This is a genomic window from Sphingobium rhizovicinum (genome assembly GCF_042647625.1).
Lineage (GTDB): Bacteria > Pseudomonadota > Alphaproteobacteria > Sphingomonadales > Sphingomonadaceae > Sphingobium > Sphingobium rhizovicinum.
Window position 1 is genome coordinate 2847206 of the sequence record NZ_JBHRVU010000004.1, and the last position, 16412, is coordinate 2863617.

The 16412-nt window shown below is 64.0% G+C and carries 16 protein-coding genes and 1 tRNA gene; 9 read left to right on the forward strand and 8 right to left on the reverse strand.

The annotated features are described in order from the left end of the window. Window positions 1–3: 3 nt before the first annotated feature. Complete coding sequence (locus tag ACFOKF_RS14895; protein ID WP_380796597.1) at window positions 4–636, reverse strand: protein-L-isoaspartate O-methyltransferase family protein; 633 nt, start codon at window positions 634–636, stop codon at window positions 4–6. Window positions 637–826: 190 nt separating this feature from the next. Between ACFOKF_RS14895 and ACFOKF_RS14900 the strand changes: the two genes are divergently transcribed. Then, a tRNA-Cys gene (locus tag ACFOKF_RS14900) sits at window positions 827–900 on the forward strand. A gap of 26 nt (window positions 901–926) precedes the next feature. Here the strand turns inward: ACFOKF_RS14900 and ACFOKF_RS14905 are convergent. The 3 genes from ACFOKF_RS14905 to ACFOKF_RS14915 form a co-directional block, all read right to left on the reverse strand. Continuing rightward, entirely contained in the window at window positions 927–1139 is a 213-nt protein-coding gene (locus tag ACFOKF_RS14905) for a toxin-antitoxin system HicB family antitoxin (protein WP_380796598.1), read from the reverse strand. Between the two features lie 8 nt (window positions 1140–1147). Further along, complete coding sequence (locus tag ACFOKF_RS14910) at window positions 1148–2032, reverse strand: SPFH domain-containing protein (RefSeq protein WP_380796600.1); 885 nt, start codon at window positions 2030–2032, stop codon at window positions 1148–1150. A 98-nt stretch (window positions 2033–2130) separates the two neighbouring features. Further along, window positions 2131–4056 carry a beta strand repeat-containing protein gene (locus ACFOKF_RS14915; RefSeq protein WP_380796602.1) on the reverse strand — a complete coding sequence of 642 codons (1926 nt, stop codon included), beginning with the start codon at window positions 4054–4056 and terminating at the stop codon, window positions 2131–2133. 95 nt (window positions 4057–4151) lie between these two features. On the opposite strand from ACFOKF_RS14915, the gene ACFOKF_RS14920 reads away from it, so the two are divergent. The 3 genes from ACFOKF_RS14920 (at window position 4152) to ACFOKF_RS14930 (ending at window position 6428) form a co-directional block, all read left to right on the forward strand. Next, entirely contained in the window at window positions 4152–4826 is a 675-nt protein-coding gene (locus ACFOKF_RS14920; RefSeq protein ID WP_380796603.1) for a glutathione S-transferase family protein, read from the forward strand. Window positions 4827–4831: 5 nt separating this feature from the next. Then, window positions 4832–5470 carry a hypothetical protein gene (locus ACFOKF_RS14925; RefSeq protein ID WP_380796604.1) on the forward strand — a complete coding sequence of 213 codons (639 nt, stop codon included), beginning with the start codon at window positions 4832–4834 and terminating at the stop codon, window positions 5468–5470. Between the two features lie 109 nt (window positions 5471–5579). Continuing rightward, a complete protein-coding gene (locus ACFOKF_RS14930) occupies window positions 5580–6428 on the forward strand; it encodes a sulfite exporter TauE/SafE family protein (RefSeq protein ID WP_380796605.1) in 849 nt (282 codons plus the stop codon). Window positions 6429–6593: 165 nt separating this feature from the next. Here ACFOKF_RS14930 and ndk read toward each other — a convergent pair whose 3' ends face one another. The 3 genes from ndk to ACFOKF_RS14945 form a co-directional block, all read right to left on the reverse strand. Further along, complete coding sequence (gene ndk / locus ACFOKF_RS14935; RefSeq protein ID WP_093010670.1) at window positions 6594–7016, reverse strand: nucleoside-diphosphate kinase; 423 nt, start codon at window positions 7014–7016, stop codon at window positions 6594–6596. 91 nt (window positions 7017–7107) lie between these two features. Then, window positions 7108–7545 (reverse strand): DNA polymerase III subunit chi, encoded by a 438-nt coding sequence (locus ACFOKF_RS14940; protein ID WP_380796606.1) that lies wholly within the window; start codon window positions 7543–7545, stop codon window positions 7108–7110. Between the two features lie 9 nt (window positions 7546–7554). Further along, complete coding sequence (locus ACFOKF_RS14945; protein ID WP_380796607.1) at window positions 7555–9000, reverse strand: leucyl aminopeptidase; 1446 nt, start codon at window positions 8998–9000, stop codon at window positions 7555–7557. A gap of 176 nt (window positions 9001–9176) precedes the next feature. Between ACFOKF_RS14945 and ACFOKF_RS14950 the strand changes: the two genes are divergently transcribed. The 5 genes from ACFOKF_RS14950 to ACFOKF_RS14970 all read left to right on the forward strand — a co-directional run bounded on the left by ACFOKF_RS14950 (window position 9177) and on the right by ACFOKF_RS14970 (window position 15335). Next, entirely contained in the window at window positions 9177–11447 is a 2271-nt protein-coding gene (locus ACFOKF_RS14950) for an LPS-assembly protein LptD (protein WP_380796608.1), read from the forward strand. Between the two features lie 87 nt (window positions 11448–11534). Next, the gene (locus ACFOKF_RS14955; protein WP_380796609.1) at window positions 11535–12920 is read left to right on the forward strand and encodes a peptidylprolyl isomerase; all 1386 of its coding nucleotides are present in this window, start codon (window positions 11535–11537) and stop codon (window positions 12918–12920) included. After that, window positions 12898–13935 carry a 4-hydroxythreonine-4-phosphate dehydrogenase PdxA gene (gene pdxA / locus ACFOKF_RS14960; protein WP_380796612.1) on the forward strand — a complete coding sequence of 346 codons (1038 nt, stop codon included), beginning with the start codon at window positions 12898–12900 and terminating at the stop codon, window positions 13933–13935. Before ACFOKF_RS14955 ends, pdxA begins: the two co-directional genes overlap by 23 nt. Next, complete coding sequence (gene rsmA, locus ACFOKF_RS14965) at window positions 13928–14764, forward strand: 16S rRNA (adenine(1518)-N(6)/adenine(1519)-N(6))-dimethyltransferase RsmA (RefSeq protein WP_380796613.1); 837 nt, start codon at window positions 13928–13930, stop codon at window positions 14762–14764. The genes pdxA and rsmA overlap by 8 nt, the downstream gene beginning before the upstream one ends. Before the next feature lie 22 nt (window positions 14765–14786). Next, on the forward strand, window positions 14787–15335 hold the full coding sequence (locus tag ACFOKF_RS14970) for a pseudouridine synthase (protein WP_380796615.1): 549 nt from the start codon (window positions 14787–14789) through the stop codon (window positions 15333–15335). A gap of 493 nt (window positions 15336–15828) precedes the next feature. Here ACFOKF_RS14970 and ACFOKF_RS14975 read toward each other — a convergent pair whose 3' ends face one another. Further along, window positions 15829–16347: a tetratricopeptide repeat protein gene (locus ACFOKF_RS14975; protein ID WP_380796617.1), complete on the reverse strand. Its 519-nt coding sequence runs from the start codon at window positions 16345–16347 to the stop codon at window positions 15829–15831. Window positions 16348–16412: the final 65 nt, after the last annotated feature.

The following is a 16412-nucleotide window of genomic DNA, read 5'->3' on the forward strand; positions in this document are numbered from 1 at the left end:
TTATCAGAACACAAAAGCCTTGGGTGCGCCGAAGCCCGGCAGCACCACCATTTCCATATCGATCAGGCTGCTGAGGCCCAGCACGCCATCCACCACGCGTCCGCTGCACAGGCGGGTGACGCTGCGGTCGACCACGCCGGTCACGACGCGGGCGTCCTGGCCAAGCTGCTGAACGAGCGCGGCGGGAACTTCCTCCACGGCGCCGTCGATGAAAAGCACGTCATAGGGCGCACCAGCCGAAGCGCCGGCGGCGAGCGCGCCGCGCACCACGGTCACGCCGGGCACGGCGATGTCCGCCCCGCCTTCTTCCTCGACCGCCGTCACCTGCGCGCCCAGCTCCGCCAGCAGCGCGGCCGCATAGCCGGTCGCAGCGCCGATCAGCAGCACCTTGTCGCCCGCAACGATCTGCGCAGCCTTCAGCAGGCGGCCAGTGACCAGCGGCGGGTTGAGCGCGCGGCCGGCGTCCAGCGGGATCGGACGGTCGACATAGGTCATGGCGCGGCGGTCGGCGGGGACGAAATCCTCGCGCGGCACCTTGGCCATTACCGCGATGACGCGCTGGTCGTCCACGTCGCTGGTGCGCAACTGGCTGTCGACCATGGCGGCTCGCATCGAAGAAAAGTTCTGCTCGGTCACGATAGTTCCTCGCTTGGCACAACTGTATTGGCAATGCAATACACTAAGGGGATCATCGGACCTCTAAATCAGCCGGAGGCCCGCGCCAAGCGGCTTTGCGCGCTGGCCGCCAAGATTCTTGCGTCACCTCATCCTGATCCGACTTGACTTTGCCGTCAAAGCCGCACATTTGCCGCCTCCACCGCATCGAGGCCCGATGGCGGAGTGGTGACGCAGAGGACTGCAAATCCTTGCACGCCGGTTCGATTCCGGCTCGGGCCTCCATTTTTCTGCAGATGCCGATGCGGCGTTCAGCCCTGCCCGGGCGGGCGCCCTCGCCGCCGCGCTTCGGGCGCGGCCAGCGCCACGCCGCGCCGCTTCAACCCTTCGCGCAACAGCATTTCGACCTGCGCATTGACGCTGCGGAACTCAGCCGCAGCGCATCGCTCCAGCGCGTCGTACAGACTCTGGTCGATGCGCAAGGGAAAGGCCTTGCGCGCAGGAGGCGTATCCTTGTCGCTCACACCCGATCCTATTGGTAGAGCGTGCCTGCATTGACGACTGGCTGCGTGTCACGCTCGCCGCACAGCACGACCATCAGATTGCTGACCATGGCGGCGCGGCGTTCATCATCCAGTTCGACGACATTCTTGGCCGACAACTGGTCCAGCGCCAGTTCGACCATCGTCACCGCCCCTTCCACCAGTCGCGTCCGCGCCGCGATGACCGCTTCGGCCTGCTGACGGCGCAGCATGGCCTGCGCGATTTCGGGCGCATAAGCCAGATGCGTCAGGCGGCATTCGTCGATCGACACGCCGGCGATCGCAACCCGATCCTGCAACTCCGCCTGCAATTCATCGGCGACATGGGCGCCATCGCCACGCAGCGTCTTTTCCTCATGCTCGAAATCATCATAGGGATAGCGCGATCCGATCACCCGCACTGCGCTTTCGATCTGGATTTCGACAAAGGCCTTATAGTCATCCACATCGAACAGCGCCTGCGCCGTATCGGTCACGCGCCACACGACATTGGACGCGATCTCGACCGGATTGCCGCGCTTGTCGTTGATCTTGAGCTTTTCCGATGTGACATTATGGACCCGCACGCTAATCTTCTGCCGGGTGAGCCAGGGCAGCACCCAGCGCAGCCCGCTCCGCCGGTCCGTCCCCTTATAATCGCCGAACAGCAGGATCGCCGCCGCCTGATTGGGCTGGATCAGATAGAAACCGGCCAGCACGAAGATGAAGATGACGACGCAGAGAAGCAGCAACAGCGCGCCCATGCCCGCGCCACCAACCGCCATCAGGCTGAGCGCGAACAGGCCGCCGCCAATGCACCCCAGCAGAACCAGCAACATCACATAGCCGCTCGCCGTAGCGATCGGCCGCTCTCGCGTTGCCTGCAACAGGGACATCGCCGTTCCTCCTCAATAATTATGATGTCATAATTATATCGAATAAATGGACAGGCAGCAACCATGGCAGCGCCGGCGAAGGCGCCGCCAGCCCCGTTTCAGACGATGACGAAATCAGCGGAGGTCAGGGCCAGACCGGGATCGATCCGGGCGAAAGCAACCGCCGCTACGCCGCCCACGCCATCCGCGTCATAGAGCAGCGTTCCGGTAACGCTGTCATAGAGGATACGGTCGTCGGCATCGATCGCCGAAGCGCCAACGCGAAAAGCGCCGTCCTCCACCGCAACCCCGGAAATGAAGTTGGTGAAGATTGCGTCATCCAGTCGAATAGTGTCGTCAACGGGCGAAAAGTCGGTGATTCGATCCACATTTCCACTACCCAGCGTCGTGGAGAAACGGAACGAATCACCACCCTGACCGCCAGTCAGCGTGTCGCTACCCTCACCACCGTCCAGCGTATCATTGCCACCATTGCCGATCAGCACATCATTGCCCCCCAGACCGGACAGGCTGTTAAAGCTATCATTTCCGATCAAAGTGTTGGCCCGACCGTTGCCTGTCGCACCAGTGCCGCCAAACCCGGTCAGAATCAGCGTTTCAACGATTGTGCCCGCCAGAGAATAGGTAACGGTGGAGTAGATGCGGTCATTGCCTTGCCCATCCAGTTCAATCACCTGATCACCGGCGTCATCGACATAGTAGGTGTCATCTCCTGCGCCACCGATCAGCGTGTCCGCCCCGGCCCCACCATGTAATGTGTCATTGCCGCCCAGCCCTGTGAGAATATTGTTGCCGTCATTTCCATACAGCCGATTGACCCGGTTGTTGCCGGTAGCATTGACAGCGGCGGTGCCCGTCAGCACCATGGTTTCCACCAATGCAGTGGTCAGACTGTAGCTGACCGTGGAATAGATGGTATCTGCCCCCTCGCCATCCAGTTCCACCACCACATCCAGCACATTGTCGACATAATAGATGTCATTGCCAAGGCCGCCGATCAGCGTGTCGCCGCCGGTGCCGCCATTCAGGACATCATCGCCCCCCCGACCCACCAGAAAATCACCGCCACCACCACCGTTCAACATGTTGGCCCCATTATCTCCGAAGATATTGTCGCCCGCGCTGCTGCCAGTCAGATTTTCGATTGAATAAAGCTGGTCCCCCGCCGCGAAACCGGTATTCACCGACATATCCATCAGATCGACGGTCACGCCTGCGCTGTTGCTAAGGCTGTACGTGGCCGTATCAATACCCGCTCCGCCATCCAGTCGGTCTGCACCTGATCCACCGTTCAAAACGTCATCATAGGCGCTGCCGATCAAAATATCGTCGCCGTCGCCGCCATAGACCGTGCCGTCTATCATGCCGGCCCGGCTATTGAATCTGTCATTGCCGCTGCCCAGCATCAGGTCACCAATGATCGTGCCGCTATTGGTGACCGTGTCCGCAGAATCGCCTGTGATTACGGCATAGGCATCGCCGCTTATCAGACCCGAATTCTGAATGGTCACAGAGTAGAATTGGCTGGTGACAATGGAAATAGCTACGCTGCTTGCCATGATTGAGCCGCTGTTGATGATGGTCGAAGAACCCAAATCGGTATCACTCACGATCGCATCAAAGCCATAAATATAGCCGGCATTTTGAATTCTGGCCGTTCCGGTGAGGAAAATCGCGGCAGAACCCCCAACAATCGAGCCCGTTCCACTGACGTTTATGGTCGCGCTATTGAGACCATTGGCCCAGGCGCCATAGCGCCCCCCAAATATCTGACCTGCAACATTCAGTTGCAGAAAAGTGTGCGAAACAATACCCGCAGCGTCCCCCTGGGCGGCGACCAGCCCCGTGGCTGCGACATAAATAAGCTGATTGCCATTATCGATGGCGTGGTCATCATCGGCGGTAGTAACGACATTATTGGTGATGACGAGGGTCACGGTCGATCCTTTCAGTGTGCAGCGCGTTGCGCCGGCGTTGAAGATGCGACCGAGATTCTTGTTGGCATGGCGGTAGGCGAAAGTCACGCATGCGCCTACCCCCAACCAGGGTAGAGCCAAACCACAGGCCGCAAAATGCAAGCATCTCGACTTGTCGCCCCGACCCCGTCTAAGACGGGCGCATGATGAAGCTGTTCATTGGCAACAAAGCCTATTCGAGCTGGTCGCTGCGCGGCTGGCTGGCGTGCAAGCTGTCCGGCCTCCCCTTCGAGGAGGTCGTCGTCCCCCTCTATGATGAAGCATGGGAGAAACGGCGGGAAGGCGACGAGTTCGCTCCCTCCTCCGGCAAGGTGCCGATCCTGTGGGATGGCGATGATATTGTCGTCTGGGACAGCCTGGCCATCGTCGAATATCTCAATGAAAAGGCCGGCGGCGACAAATTCTGGCCGACCGATCCCGCCGCGCGGGCCATGGCCCGGTCGATGGCGGCCGAAATGCATAGCAGTTTCGCCGCGCTGCGCCGCGAGCACAGCATGAACATCCGGCGGATATATGATCCCGTGCCCCCGTCGCAGGCGGTGGCGCAGGATATTGCCCGCATGATGGAGCTGTGGGCGCAGGCCCGCGCCCGCCATGGCGGCGAAGGCGATTTCCTGTTCGGCGCATTCGGCGCGGTGGACGTGATGTTCGCGCCGGTCGTCACCCGCTTCATCACCTATCAACTGCCCGTCGCCCGTTTTGCCGAAGCCTATATGCGCGCCATCATCGCCCATCCCTGGATGCAGGAATGGATTGGCGGGGCGCAGGCCGAAGACTGGGTGATTGATCGATTCGAAGGGCCGCCGCAGGCGGTATAAAGCGTATGTCCGACACGCCCGAAACTCCCAAGGAAGCCCGCGCCGCCGAAGCCGCCGCCATCCGGCGGCGCTGGATTACGCTGGGCGAAGGCGTGGCGGTGCTGGCGGTGTCGATCTCCGCCCTCACTCTCTATCTCAACTGGTCGGACAAGCGGGATGAGCGCGCCGATAAGGTTGCGGAAGGCCGCAAGGCGTCCAGTCGCGCGGGCGCGCTGGTGCTCAATGCGCAAGCGGTAAAGGACGACCAGATCACGCTCAGGCCCGCCGATCCCGAGCAGATCGTCCAGAGCCAGACCATCATCTTCCCCCGCGCGCTCGGCATCGATCCCGTCGAAACCACCGGCGATCCGCGGATCGAGGCGAGCTGGTTCGCCGATGCGCTGAAAAAAGCGCGGGCAAAGGCGAAGCTGCCCGACGACAGCGTGGGTGACGAACGGCTGCCGGTCGCCATCACGACGCGCTTCGTGGTTGGCGGCGACGCGCATGAAAATATCGCCCTCTATGATGTCGGCTATGGCGTCGCAGGCCGCTGGATAGCCGGGCACAGCCTGTCGCTGCGCGGCCTTTCCCGCGTGGAAAAGCTCAGCGTCGACAGCGCCCAGGCCCGGATCGACGCCCGCTGGGCGCGGCTGACCAGCAAATAGGCCCAAGCCCTGCTTGCCCCCCTGAAACCCGAAACCCGCTTGTCTTGTCCGCCGCGACCGGCTGGAAGGCAGAACGCAGGGTTGGGACAATAAGGAAAAGACAATCGCGATGAGCCTGATGGCATCGATCGACCTGTTTCATGCGGTCGCCGGCTTGCTGGTCGGCCTGCTTGTGGGCGTCACGGGGGTTGGCGGCGGTTCGCTGATGACGCCGCTGCTGGTGCTGATGTTCGGCGTCAGCGCCAAGACGGCGGTGGGCACCGACCTATTGTTCGCCGCGCTCACCAAGATTGTCGGGTCGGCCGTCCATGGCCGGCGCGACACCATCGAATGGCCGATCGTGCGGCGGATGGCGATGGGCAGCGTTCCCGCAGCAATCCTGACCCTGCTGGTGCTGGGCTGGATCGGCGAAGTGGGCAAGTCGACCGAGCATGTCATCCTGCTGGCGCTGGCGACTCTGCTGGCGGTCACGGCGGTCGCGGTCATCGGCCGCAAATGGTTGTTCCGCCATCGCGCCGATCTGGGCGCGACCCATTCGCATGGCGCCACCGTCTATGGCACGATGGCGCTGGGCGCCCTGATCGGCGCTGCGGTTTCGCTGTCTTCGGTAGGCGCGGGCGCGATCGGCGTAACCGTGCTGCTGATCCTCTATCCCCGCCTGCCGGTCGCCCGCATCGTCGGGTCAGACATTGCCCATGCCGTGCCGCTGGCGCTGATCGCGGGCACCGGCCACTGGCTGATGGGCGACGTCAACGGGGTGCTGCTGATGAACCTGCTGATCGGGTCGATCCCCGGCGTGATCGTGGGCAGTTACCTCTCCTCCCACGCCCCGGACAAGGTGCTGCAACCCCTGCTTGCCACCGTGCTGGCGGTCAGTTCATGGCAGCTGTTCCTGAAAGCGCGCGCCACCGATCCGGTGAAGGTCGAAGCCCCCGCCGCTGCCGGACAGGCGCATTGATTTTCGCCTCACTCCGTTCGCTTCGAGCGTAGTCGAGAAGCAGCCAACTCTGTCCTGACCGTTTCTCGACTATGCTCGAAACGAACGGAAGAAGCGGAAAAGAAAAAGCCCGGCCGCTCCATCGGAGCGCCGGGCCTTTCGCCATCCTTGCGGATGATCGTCTTTTTAGCCGACGATTTCTTCAGGCTTGAAGAAATAGGCGATTTCGATCGCAGCATTTTCTTCGCTGTCCGAACCATGGACCGAATTGGCTTCGATCGATTCGGCCAGTTCCTTGCGGATGGTGCCGGCGTCGGCATTGGCGGGGTTGGTGGCGCCCATGATGTCGCGGTTGCGCTTCACGGCGTCTTCACCTTCCAGAACCTGGACGACGACCGGGCCGGAAATCATGAAAGCGACCAGATCGGCGAAGAAAGGGCGTTCCTTGTGAACGGCATAGAAGCCTTCGGCCTGCTCGCGGCTCATGCGGATGCGCTTGGAAGCAACGATGCGCAGACCGGCTTCTTCCAGCATCTTGGCGACCGCGCCGGTCAGGTTGCGACGGGTCGCGTCGGGCTTGATGATCGAGAAAGTGCGGGTGACGGCCATGGCCCTCAATACTCCAGATGGTGGGAAATAAAGTTGCGCGCCCTTTAGACGCGACCGCCTTCCACCGCAAGAGGCTTCGCCATGGCCCGGCTCAGGCCATTTGCACCCATTTGCGGCCATCCTGCCGGAAGTAGCGGGCGACGATGCCGTCCCGCTTCGACAGGTCGCGCCAGCTTGCCCGCGCACCCTCGATCGTTTCGTCGTTGAAAAAGAAGAAGGCGCGCTCAAAGTCGATCGCCTCTTCCCGCCACAGCCCGTCGGCCAGCGCGATATGGCGCGCGCCGTTCGCCGCGTCGCAGGTTACGCCCAGCAGGATCGGCTGGTGCGCCGCGCCACCCTCGCCCGCCCGGCCATGCGCCAGGAAGCTGTCGGGCGGCCCGGCCCACAAGCCTTCGGAAATCCGCGCAAGCCGATCCTCCCCCTGCGCCACCACCAGCAGCCGCGCGCCCAGGCCCAGGATGCGCCCGGCAATGGCGGGCAGCACCTGTTCCACGGGATCGCGGCTCAACTGGTAGAAATCGACCTGCACGGCGCGCGATCAGCCTTCGAACTTCGCCGCCACCAGCCGGTCGATCAGGCGCACGCCATAGCCGGTCGCGCCCTTGTCCCATGTCGCGCCGGGCTTGTCGGCCCAGACCATGCCGGCAATGTCCAGATGCGCCCATTTCACGCCATCTTCGATAAAGCGCTTGAGGAACTGCGCGGCCGTGATCGACCCGGCATAGCGCGCGCCCATATTCTTCATGTCGGCGATCGGGCTGTCGATCAGCTTGTCATAGGCGGGCAGCAGCGGGAAGCGCCACAGCGGATCGCCCGCCGCCTGCCCCGCCGCGATCAGATCATTGGCCAGGCCATCGTCATTGGCGAACAGGCCGGCATATTCATGCCCCAGCGCCACGATCATCGCGCCGGTCAGCGTGGCCAGATCGATCACCACGTCGGGCTTGTAGGTGCGCTGCGCCCAGGTCAGCGCATCGCACAGCACCAGCCGGCCTTCCGCGTCGGTGTTGATGACCTCGATCGTCTGGCCCGACATGGATGTGACGACGTCGCCGGGGCGCTGCGCATTGCCGTCGGGCATATTTTCGACAAGGCCGCAAATGCCCACGACATGCGCCTTCGCCTTGCGCCCGGCCAGCGCCTTCATCGCGCCCGCGACCGCGCCCGCGCCGCCCATGTCCCACTTCATGTCTTCCATGCCCGCACCGGGCTTCAGGGAAATGCCGCCCGTGTCGAAGGTCACGCCCTTGCCGACGAAGACGACCGGCTTTTCAGCCGCGCCATCCGTGCCGTCCCACTCCATCGCCAGCAGCCGCGCTTCGCGCACCGAACCCTGCGCCACGCCCAGCAGCGATCCCATGCCCAGCTTCTCCATCGCCGCCTTGTCCAGCACGGTGATCTTGACGCCAAGTTCAGCGAGGTGCTGGCAGCGCTCCACGAAGCTTTCGGGATAGAGGATATTCGCCGGCTCCGACACCAGTTCGCGGGTGAAGGCGACACCCGCCGCGATCGCCGACAGCTTGGCCCAGGCGGCTTCCGCGCCAGTCGCGACCAGAGTCACCGTCTTCAGCGTCGGCTTGGCCTTCTCGTTCTGGCGCGTGCGATAGGTGTCGATGCGCCAGCTGCGCAGCAGCGCCCCGAACGCCAGATGCGCCGCCTGCTCGCCGCTCGCCCCGCCGAAAAATTCGACCGCGGCGTGGCTCGCGCCACTCAGGTTCAGCTTTGCCGTCAACGCCGCGCCGGCCTTTTCATAATCCTGCTCGCTTGCCGCGCCCACGCCCAGCAGCAGCACGCGCACGGTCTTGCCGCCCTCCTCGACAAAGCTTTCGAAGCTCGATCCGGCTTCGCCCGTAAAGCGCGATGCAGCCGCGCCCGCCGCCAGCACCGGCGCTGCGGCCAGCGGCAGCGCATCGAATCCACCCTTGGGCACGATGAAGCTCAAAGTGTCGGCGTCGGGACGGGTCGGGCTGAACTGGATATCCATCTGGGCTTTTTTCCTCTTGGGCCTTGGGCGGCGAAAACCGCGCTGTTGATTGCCAGATAGTGCGGCTTTCCCCGTCTGGCAAAGCCGTTCGACCGATTTTGCCACCTGTCCTGCATCGCGGACGATTGCGAACCGGCCATCGGTGCGATAGGCGGGAAGGCCAGAAGCGCCCGTCTATGAGGCCCCAACGCTTGCCAAACGCCCTGTTCCCCCTTTCCTTCCGCGCCGCATTGCTGGGCGGCGTCGCGCTCGCAGCGGCGCCGGCCGCGCTGGCGCAACAGCTGAACGAGCCGCAAACCCCGATCAGCGCGCCCGACGCGCCGGTGCCCGATGGCGACGATCAGATCGGCTTTGCCGCCGACAGCCTGCAATATGACAGCAACGCCGAAGTCGTGACCGCAAACGGCAATGTCCAGTTGCTGCGCGACGGCAATCGCCTGCGCGCCGACAAGGTCGTGTGGGACCGCAACAGCGGCAAGGTGGAGGCGCAGGGCAATGTCTCCGTCACCGATCCCGAAGGCAATATCGCCTATGGCGACCGCTTCGACGTCACCGACACGCTGAAGGACGGCGCGGTCGACAATATGCTGCTGGTGCTCCAGTCAGGCGGCCGGCTGGCGTCGGCCAAGGGCGAACGGGTCAGCGGCATCTATACGCTGCACCACGCCGCTTATACCGGATGCACGGTGGAGGGCAGCGACGGCTGCCCCAAGGAACCGACCTGGCAGATCAACGCCGTCCGCGTCATCTATGACCCGGTGCGCCAGCGCGTCAGTTACAAGGACGCCACGATAGAGTTGTTCGGCCTGCCGCTGATCCCGCTGCCCGGCCTGTCGCACCCGGTTGGCGATGGCGGCAGCAGCGGGTTGCTGGTGCCCAATTTGCGTTATGACCGCAACAATGGCTTTGAAGTCGCGCTGCCCTATTATTTCAAGCTGGCGCCCAATCGCGACCTGACGGTCACGCCGCATGTCTACACCGACACGCTGCCGATGCTGGAAAGCACCTATCGCCATCTCTGGGATCGGGGCGCTTATCAGGTCACTGGTTACATCACCCATGGCCAGCGCGTGGGCATTGGCGACGCCGCCAGCACCACGCCCGCTAGCGCGCAAAAGGATCTGCGCGGCTATTTCGACGCCAGCGGCGCGATGCAGCTGTCGCCCGAATGGAGCCTGGACGGATCGTTGCGCCTGGCCACCGACCGCACCTTCCTGCGCCGCTATGACATTAGTCGCGAAGACCGGCTGCGATCGACGGTCGGCGCACAGCGGATCGGCGAGAACAGCTATTTCTCGATTCGCGGCTGGGCGGTGCAGACGCTGCGTCAGGGCGATTCGCAGGGGCAGACCCCGATCGCCCTGCCCGTCATCGACTATCGCCTGCGGATGAAGGATCCGCTGCTGGGCGGCGTGCTTCAGCTTCAGGCAAACAGCCTGGCCATCACCCGCACCAGCGGTCAGGATACGCAGCGCGCCTTTGCCGCCGCCGAATGGAATCTGCGCACGCTGACCGGGCTGGGGCAGGAAGTCACCTTCACCGGCTATCTACGCGGCGACGTCTATCACAGCAGCGACAATATCCTGACGTCGGTTTCCAGCTATGCCGGGCAACCGGGCTGGCAGGCGCGCGGCATCGCCGCCGCTGCGGTTGATATGCGCTGGCCCTTCGTGGGCGAAGCCTTCGGCGGGGTGCAGCGGATTGCGCCGCGCGTCCAGATCGTGGCCGCCCCGCATCTCGCCAACCTGTCGCTGCCCAACGAAGACGCCCGCGCCGTCGACCTGGAGGATAGCAACCTCTTCGCGCTCAACCGTTTCGCGGGCTATGATCGGTTCGAGGACAGCTCGCGCGTCGTCTATGGGCTGGAATATAGTCTGGACCTGCCGAACTTCTCGCTCCAGAGCAATGTGGGGCAAAGCTATCGGCTGACCGACCGCACCAGCATCCTGCCCGACGGCACCGGCCTGTCGGACCGCATGTCCGACATCGTCGGCCGCACGACGATCCGTTACAAGGATTTCATTGCCCTCACCCATCGTTTCCGGGTGGACAAGGATAGTCTGGCCGTCCGCCGTAACGAGATCGACGCTACCGTCGGCAGCAAGAAAACCTACGCCATGGTCGGCTATCTGCGGCTCAACCGCGACGCCATATCGGGGCTGGAAGATTTGCAGGACCGGGAAGAATTGCGGCTGGGCGGCCGGGTGCAATTCGCCCGCTTCTGGTCGATATTTGGATCCACGGTCATCGACCTGACCGATGCGAAGGAAGATCCGGTCAGCGTATCGGACGGCTATCAGCCGGTTCGCCATCGCCTGGGCATCGCCTATGAGGATGATTGCCTGACGCTGGGCTTCACCTGGCGGCGCGACTATCAGACCAATGGCGACGCGCGGAAGGGCAATGGCTTCGCGCTACGGCTAGCTTTCCGCAATATTGGCATATAAGGATCACGCTTCCCGCGTCCCTGTCAGGGCTGGTTAAGGCGGACTGACGCATCCTGCGCCGGACCGTATTGGAGATTTTTGCCGACGATGCTGCTTGTCGTTTCCTCGCCCAATCGCCTGCTTCGGGGCGTTCGTTCGGGCCTGCGCACCCTGCTTCTGTCCTCGGCGCTGCTGGGCGTTGGCGTTCATTCGGTGTCTGCCCAGACGGTTGCCGACGATGACGGCGTCGCGTCGCAACAGTTGAACCTGCCCAAGGACGTAACCGTCTTTGGCAAGAGCGACCCCAATGTCCGCAAGGCGACCGCCATCGTCAACGGCCGGATCATCACTGGCACCGACGTCGACCAGCGCCTCGCCCTCATCATCACCGCCAATGGCGGCAAGGTGTCGGACGAGGAGAAGGAACGGCTGCGCGTGCAGGTGCTGCGCAACCTGATTGACGAAACGCTCCAGATTCAGGAAGCCGCCGCCAACGACATTCGTGTCGATCCGGCCGAAGTGAACCAGAGCTATGAGCGCGTGGCGGCCAATTTCCGCCAGTCGCCCAGCCAGTTCGAAACCTATCTGCGTGAACGGGGCAGTTCATCGGCCAGCATCAAGCGCCAGATCGAGGGCGAACTGGCATGGAGCCGCCTGCAACGCCGCAACATCCAGCCTTTCGTCAACGTGTCGGAAGAAGAAGTGAAGTCGGTGGTCGATCGGCTCAACGCCGCCAAGGGCAGCGACGAAGTCCGCATCAGCGAGATTTATCTATCCGCAACGCCGGAAAATCACGCGCAGGTCGCCGCCAACGCGCGCGACATCATCGAACAGATTCAGAAGGGTGGCAGTTTCGCCGCCTATGCCCGGCAGTTTTCGGAAGCATCGACCCAATCGGTCGGCGGCGATCTGGGCTGGGTCCGTCCCACCCAGTTGCCGGCCGAACTGGCGCAGGCCGCGAACGAGATGCAGGTCGGCCAGATCGCCGGTCCGATCGACACCGTGGGCGGCGTTTCGATCATCTATGTGATGGACAAGCGCAAGGTGCTGACCGCCGACCCGCGCGACGCGCTGCTCAGCCTCAAGCAATTGTCGGTCCTCTTCCCGCAGGGAACGACCAAGGATCAGGCCAGCGCCAAGGCTGCCAGCTTCGCCGCAGCGGTCAAGGAAATCAAGGGGTGCGGCCAGGCCAATGAGGTCGGCGCAAAGATCGGCGCCGACGTGGTCGACAATGACAATGTGAAGGTGCGCGACCTGCCGCCGCAGTTGCAGGAAATCCTGGCTAATCTTCAGGTTGGCGAAGCGACCCCGCCCTTTGGTTCCATCACCGACGGCGTGCGCGTGCTGGTGGTCTGCGGCCGCGACGATCCTGCTTCGGCGAACGCCCCCAATGCTGACCAGATCATGGCGCAGCTGGAAGAAGAACGGGTCAACAAGCGCGCCCGCATCTATCTGCGCGATCTTCGCCGCGATGCCATCATCGAATATAATTGACGCCGTCCCGCCGGCGGGGGCAGCCTTGCCCCCCTTCGCCGTCTCACTCGGCGATCCGGCGGGGATCGGCCCGGAAATCGTCGCCAAAAGCTGGGTGATGCGGCAGGCTCGCGGCCTGCCGCCCTTCTTTGCCGTGGGCGACATCGCGTCGATCCGCGCGGTGTGGCTTGGCCCGGTCGCGCGGATCGACAGCCCGGAGGAAGCCGCCGCCGTCTTCGACACGGCGCTGCCCTGCCTCCAGGTCGCCGAAGCGGGGGACATCGTGCCGGGCGCGCCCAGCGTCGATGGTGCCCGCACCGCCTTTCAGGCTTTGGAAGTCGCCGTCGGCCTCGCGCGCTCGGGATCGGCGGCGGGCATCGTCACCGCGCCGGTGGGCAAGGAGCAGTTGTACGGCGTCGGCTTCACGCATCCGGGCCAGACCGAATTTGTCGCCGAACGCTGTGGCGTCGCGCCGCATAACGCCGTGATGATGCTGGCCGGCCCGTCGCTCAAAGTCGTGCCGATCACCATCCATATCGCGCTGGCCGATGTGCCATCGGTCCTGACCATCGACCTGATCCGCGCCCGCGCGCTGACCACGGCCAAGGGGCTGCAACGCAATTTCGGCATCGCCCGCCCGCGCCTCGCCGTCGCCGGCCTCAATCCCCATGCCGGGGAAAATGGCGCGCTGGGCCGCGAAGAGATCGACGTAATTCGTCCCGCCATCGAACTGCTGCGCGCCGATGGCCTCGACATTGTCGGCCCGCTCGCTGCCGACGGCATGTTCCATGCCCGCGCCCGCGAAGCCTATGACGCCGCGTTGTGCATGTACCATGATCAGGCGCTGATCCCGATCAAGACGCTGAATTTCGACGATGGCGTCAATATCACGCTGGGCCTGCCGATCGTGCGCACTTCGCCCGATCATGGCACCGCCTTCGGCATCGCCGGCACCGACGCCGCCAATCCCGGCGCGATGATGGCCGCGCTCAAGATGGCGGCAGAAGCGGCGCGCGCGCGCATCGCCCATGGCTGAAACCCGTCCCGCTCTCCCGCCGCTGCGCGATGTCATTGCGCGCCATGGCCTCAACGCCAGCAAGGCGCTGGGCCAGAATTTCCTGCTCGACGAGCAGTTGCTGGATCGCATCGCCGCCATTCCCGGCCCGCTGAAGGACGCCCCGGCATTCGAAGTCGGTCCCGGTCCCGGCGGCCTGACCCGCGCGATCCTGCGCGCGGGCGCGCGTCTGGTCGCGGTCGAGCGCGACCATCGCTGCCTCCCCGCACTCGCCGAACTGACGGATGCCTTCCCCGGCCAGCTCCGTGTCATTTCCGGCGATGCGATGCAGGTCGATGCCCTGGCCGAAGCCGGTCAGGGCGCGCATATCATCGCCAACCTGCCCTATAATGTCGGCACGCCCTTGCTGGTCGGCTGGCTGTCAGCCGACTGGTCGCCCCTGCCCTGGTGGAACAGCCTGACGCTGATGTTCCAGATGGAGGTGGCCGAACGCATCGTCGCCAAGCCCGGCACCGACCATTATGGCCGCCTGGCCGTTCTGTCCCAGTGGCGCAGCGACGCGCGGATCGCGATGAAGGTGCATCGTAGCGCCTTCACCCCGCCCCCCAAGGTCATGTCGGCGGTCGTCCACATCACGCCAAAGCCCGCGCCCGAGGACGTGCAACTGAAGTTTCTGGAGCGCCTGACCGCCGCCGCCTTCGGCCAGCGGCGCAAGATGCTGCGCCAGAGCCTGAAAGGGCTGCCCGGCGCGCTGGAGGCGCTGGAGGCGCTGGGCATCGACCCGCAACGCCGCGCCGAAACGGTGAGCGTCGAGGAATTTGTCGCGATCGCCCGGATTTTGAGCGCTTGAACCGGCCCATCGTGGATTGCCCATGTCGCGCCTGATCCTGTTCAACAAACCCTATGACATGCTGTCCCAGTTTACCGACCGGGGCAGCGAAACGACGCGCGCAACCCTGTCCGATTCCATCGCCATCCCCGGCGTCTATCCGGCCGGCCGGCTGGATCGGGACAGCGAGGGCCTGCTGCTGCTGACCGATGATGGCCGCCTGCAATCGCGCATCGCCGATCCCAAGTTCAAGACGGCCAAAACCTATCTGGTGCAGGTGGAAGGCGAGATTGGCGAGGAGGCCCTGACGGCACTGCGGCGCGGCGTGCAGTTGAAGGACGGCCTCACCCGCCCGGCCGAAGCCGAACGCATCGCCGACCCCGATCTATGGCCGCGCAATCCGCCGATCCGCGTGCGCAAGAGCGTGCCCGATGGCTGGATAAGCCTCACCATCCGCGAAGGCCGCAACCGGCAGGTGCGCCGCATGACTGCTGCCGTAGGCCACCCCACGCTGCGACTGGTGCGCTGGCGCATCGGCGACTGGACGCTGGACGGCATCGCTCCGGGCGAATGGCGCGAAGTGCGGGTGTAAGGCGGTACGCATTCAGATTAGGATGCGTTTATCTTGCCCCGTTTGTTTCGAGCCAAAGTTATCACGCTCCAGGCGTAGTAGGCAAATTCATGATAACGGAAGGCGGCCATTGGCGGAAATTCGCTAACTTCTTGCGTATCGCATATGGAAAGTCAGGTCATAGCTGCGTGTGGACATGTAGGACAGCAAGGGCGGGATGCCGGGTCAAGCCCGGCATGACGAAGGAGTGTGTGCCTCGAAGCGGCCAAAGGCAGACATAATTAGCCCCTCCCTTTCAAGGGAGGGGGTGGGGTGGGTGCGAGCGCAGCGAGCTTACAATCTATCGGTGTAAAGCGTCGCTGACGCGACGCTCCCCACCCCAACCCCTCCCCTGAAGGGGAGGGGCTTATGGCAGGAAACCACCCAAGGCCGCCATTTAGAGCACGCTTAGATTGATCCACGGCACTTGGCACGAAAACTCTGTCGCAGCCTTAACCCTCGCCCCAAGCCCCGATCAGGGCTTTTCCACCGGCGCGGCCTTGGCATCAGGCCCAGCCGTCTTGTCGGTCATGGCGACGGCGGGCGGGCCTTTCTGGATCGCGGCGGCCAGTTGCCCGACCGGGGCGCAATTGCCCTTGCAGAGCGCCTGAGCCTGGGCCAGCACTTCCTTGGCGCGCGCGACCGCACCCTTTTCCATCATCGCCTCACCCTGCCCGGCCAGCGCCGCAACGTCGGTCGGGTCCAGCAGCAACGCTTCCTTGTACAGGCGGATCGCCTTGCCCTGAAGCCCCTGCGCCCGCGCCACTTCGGCCAGTTCAATGAAGGCGGCGCGGTTGCGCGGGTCGATCGCCAGCGCGCTTTCCAGCGCATCGGTCGCGCCGTTCAGATTGCCCGCCTTGCGCGCCGTTTCGCCCGCCTTCTGCCATTCCACCGACTGGGGGCTGATCTGGCTGTCGGGCTTCTGGCTCAGCCCCATGCTCGACACGGTGGTCAGCACGGCGGCCAGGGCGATGGAGGCGGGGGTAAAACGCATTACTATCTCCAGCCATGTTTCAGGCATAGGGTCCGGGGCAAAAGTGTCGCGGTTTTGCGCGCCTT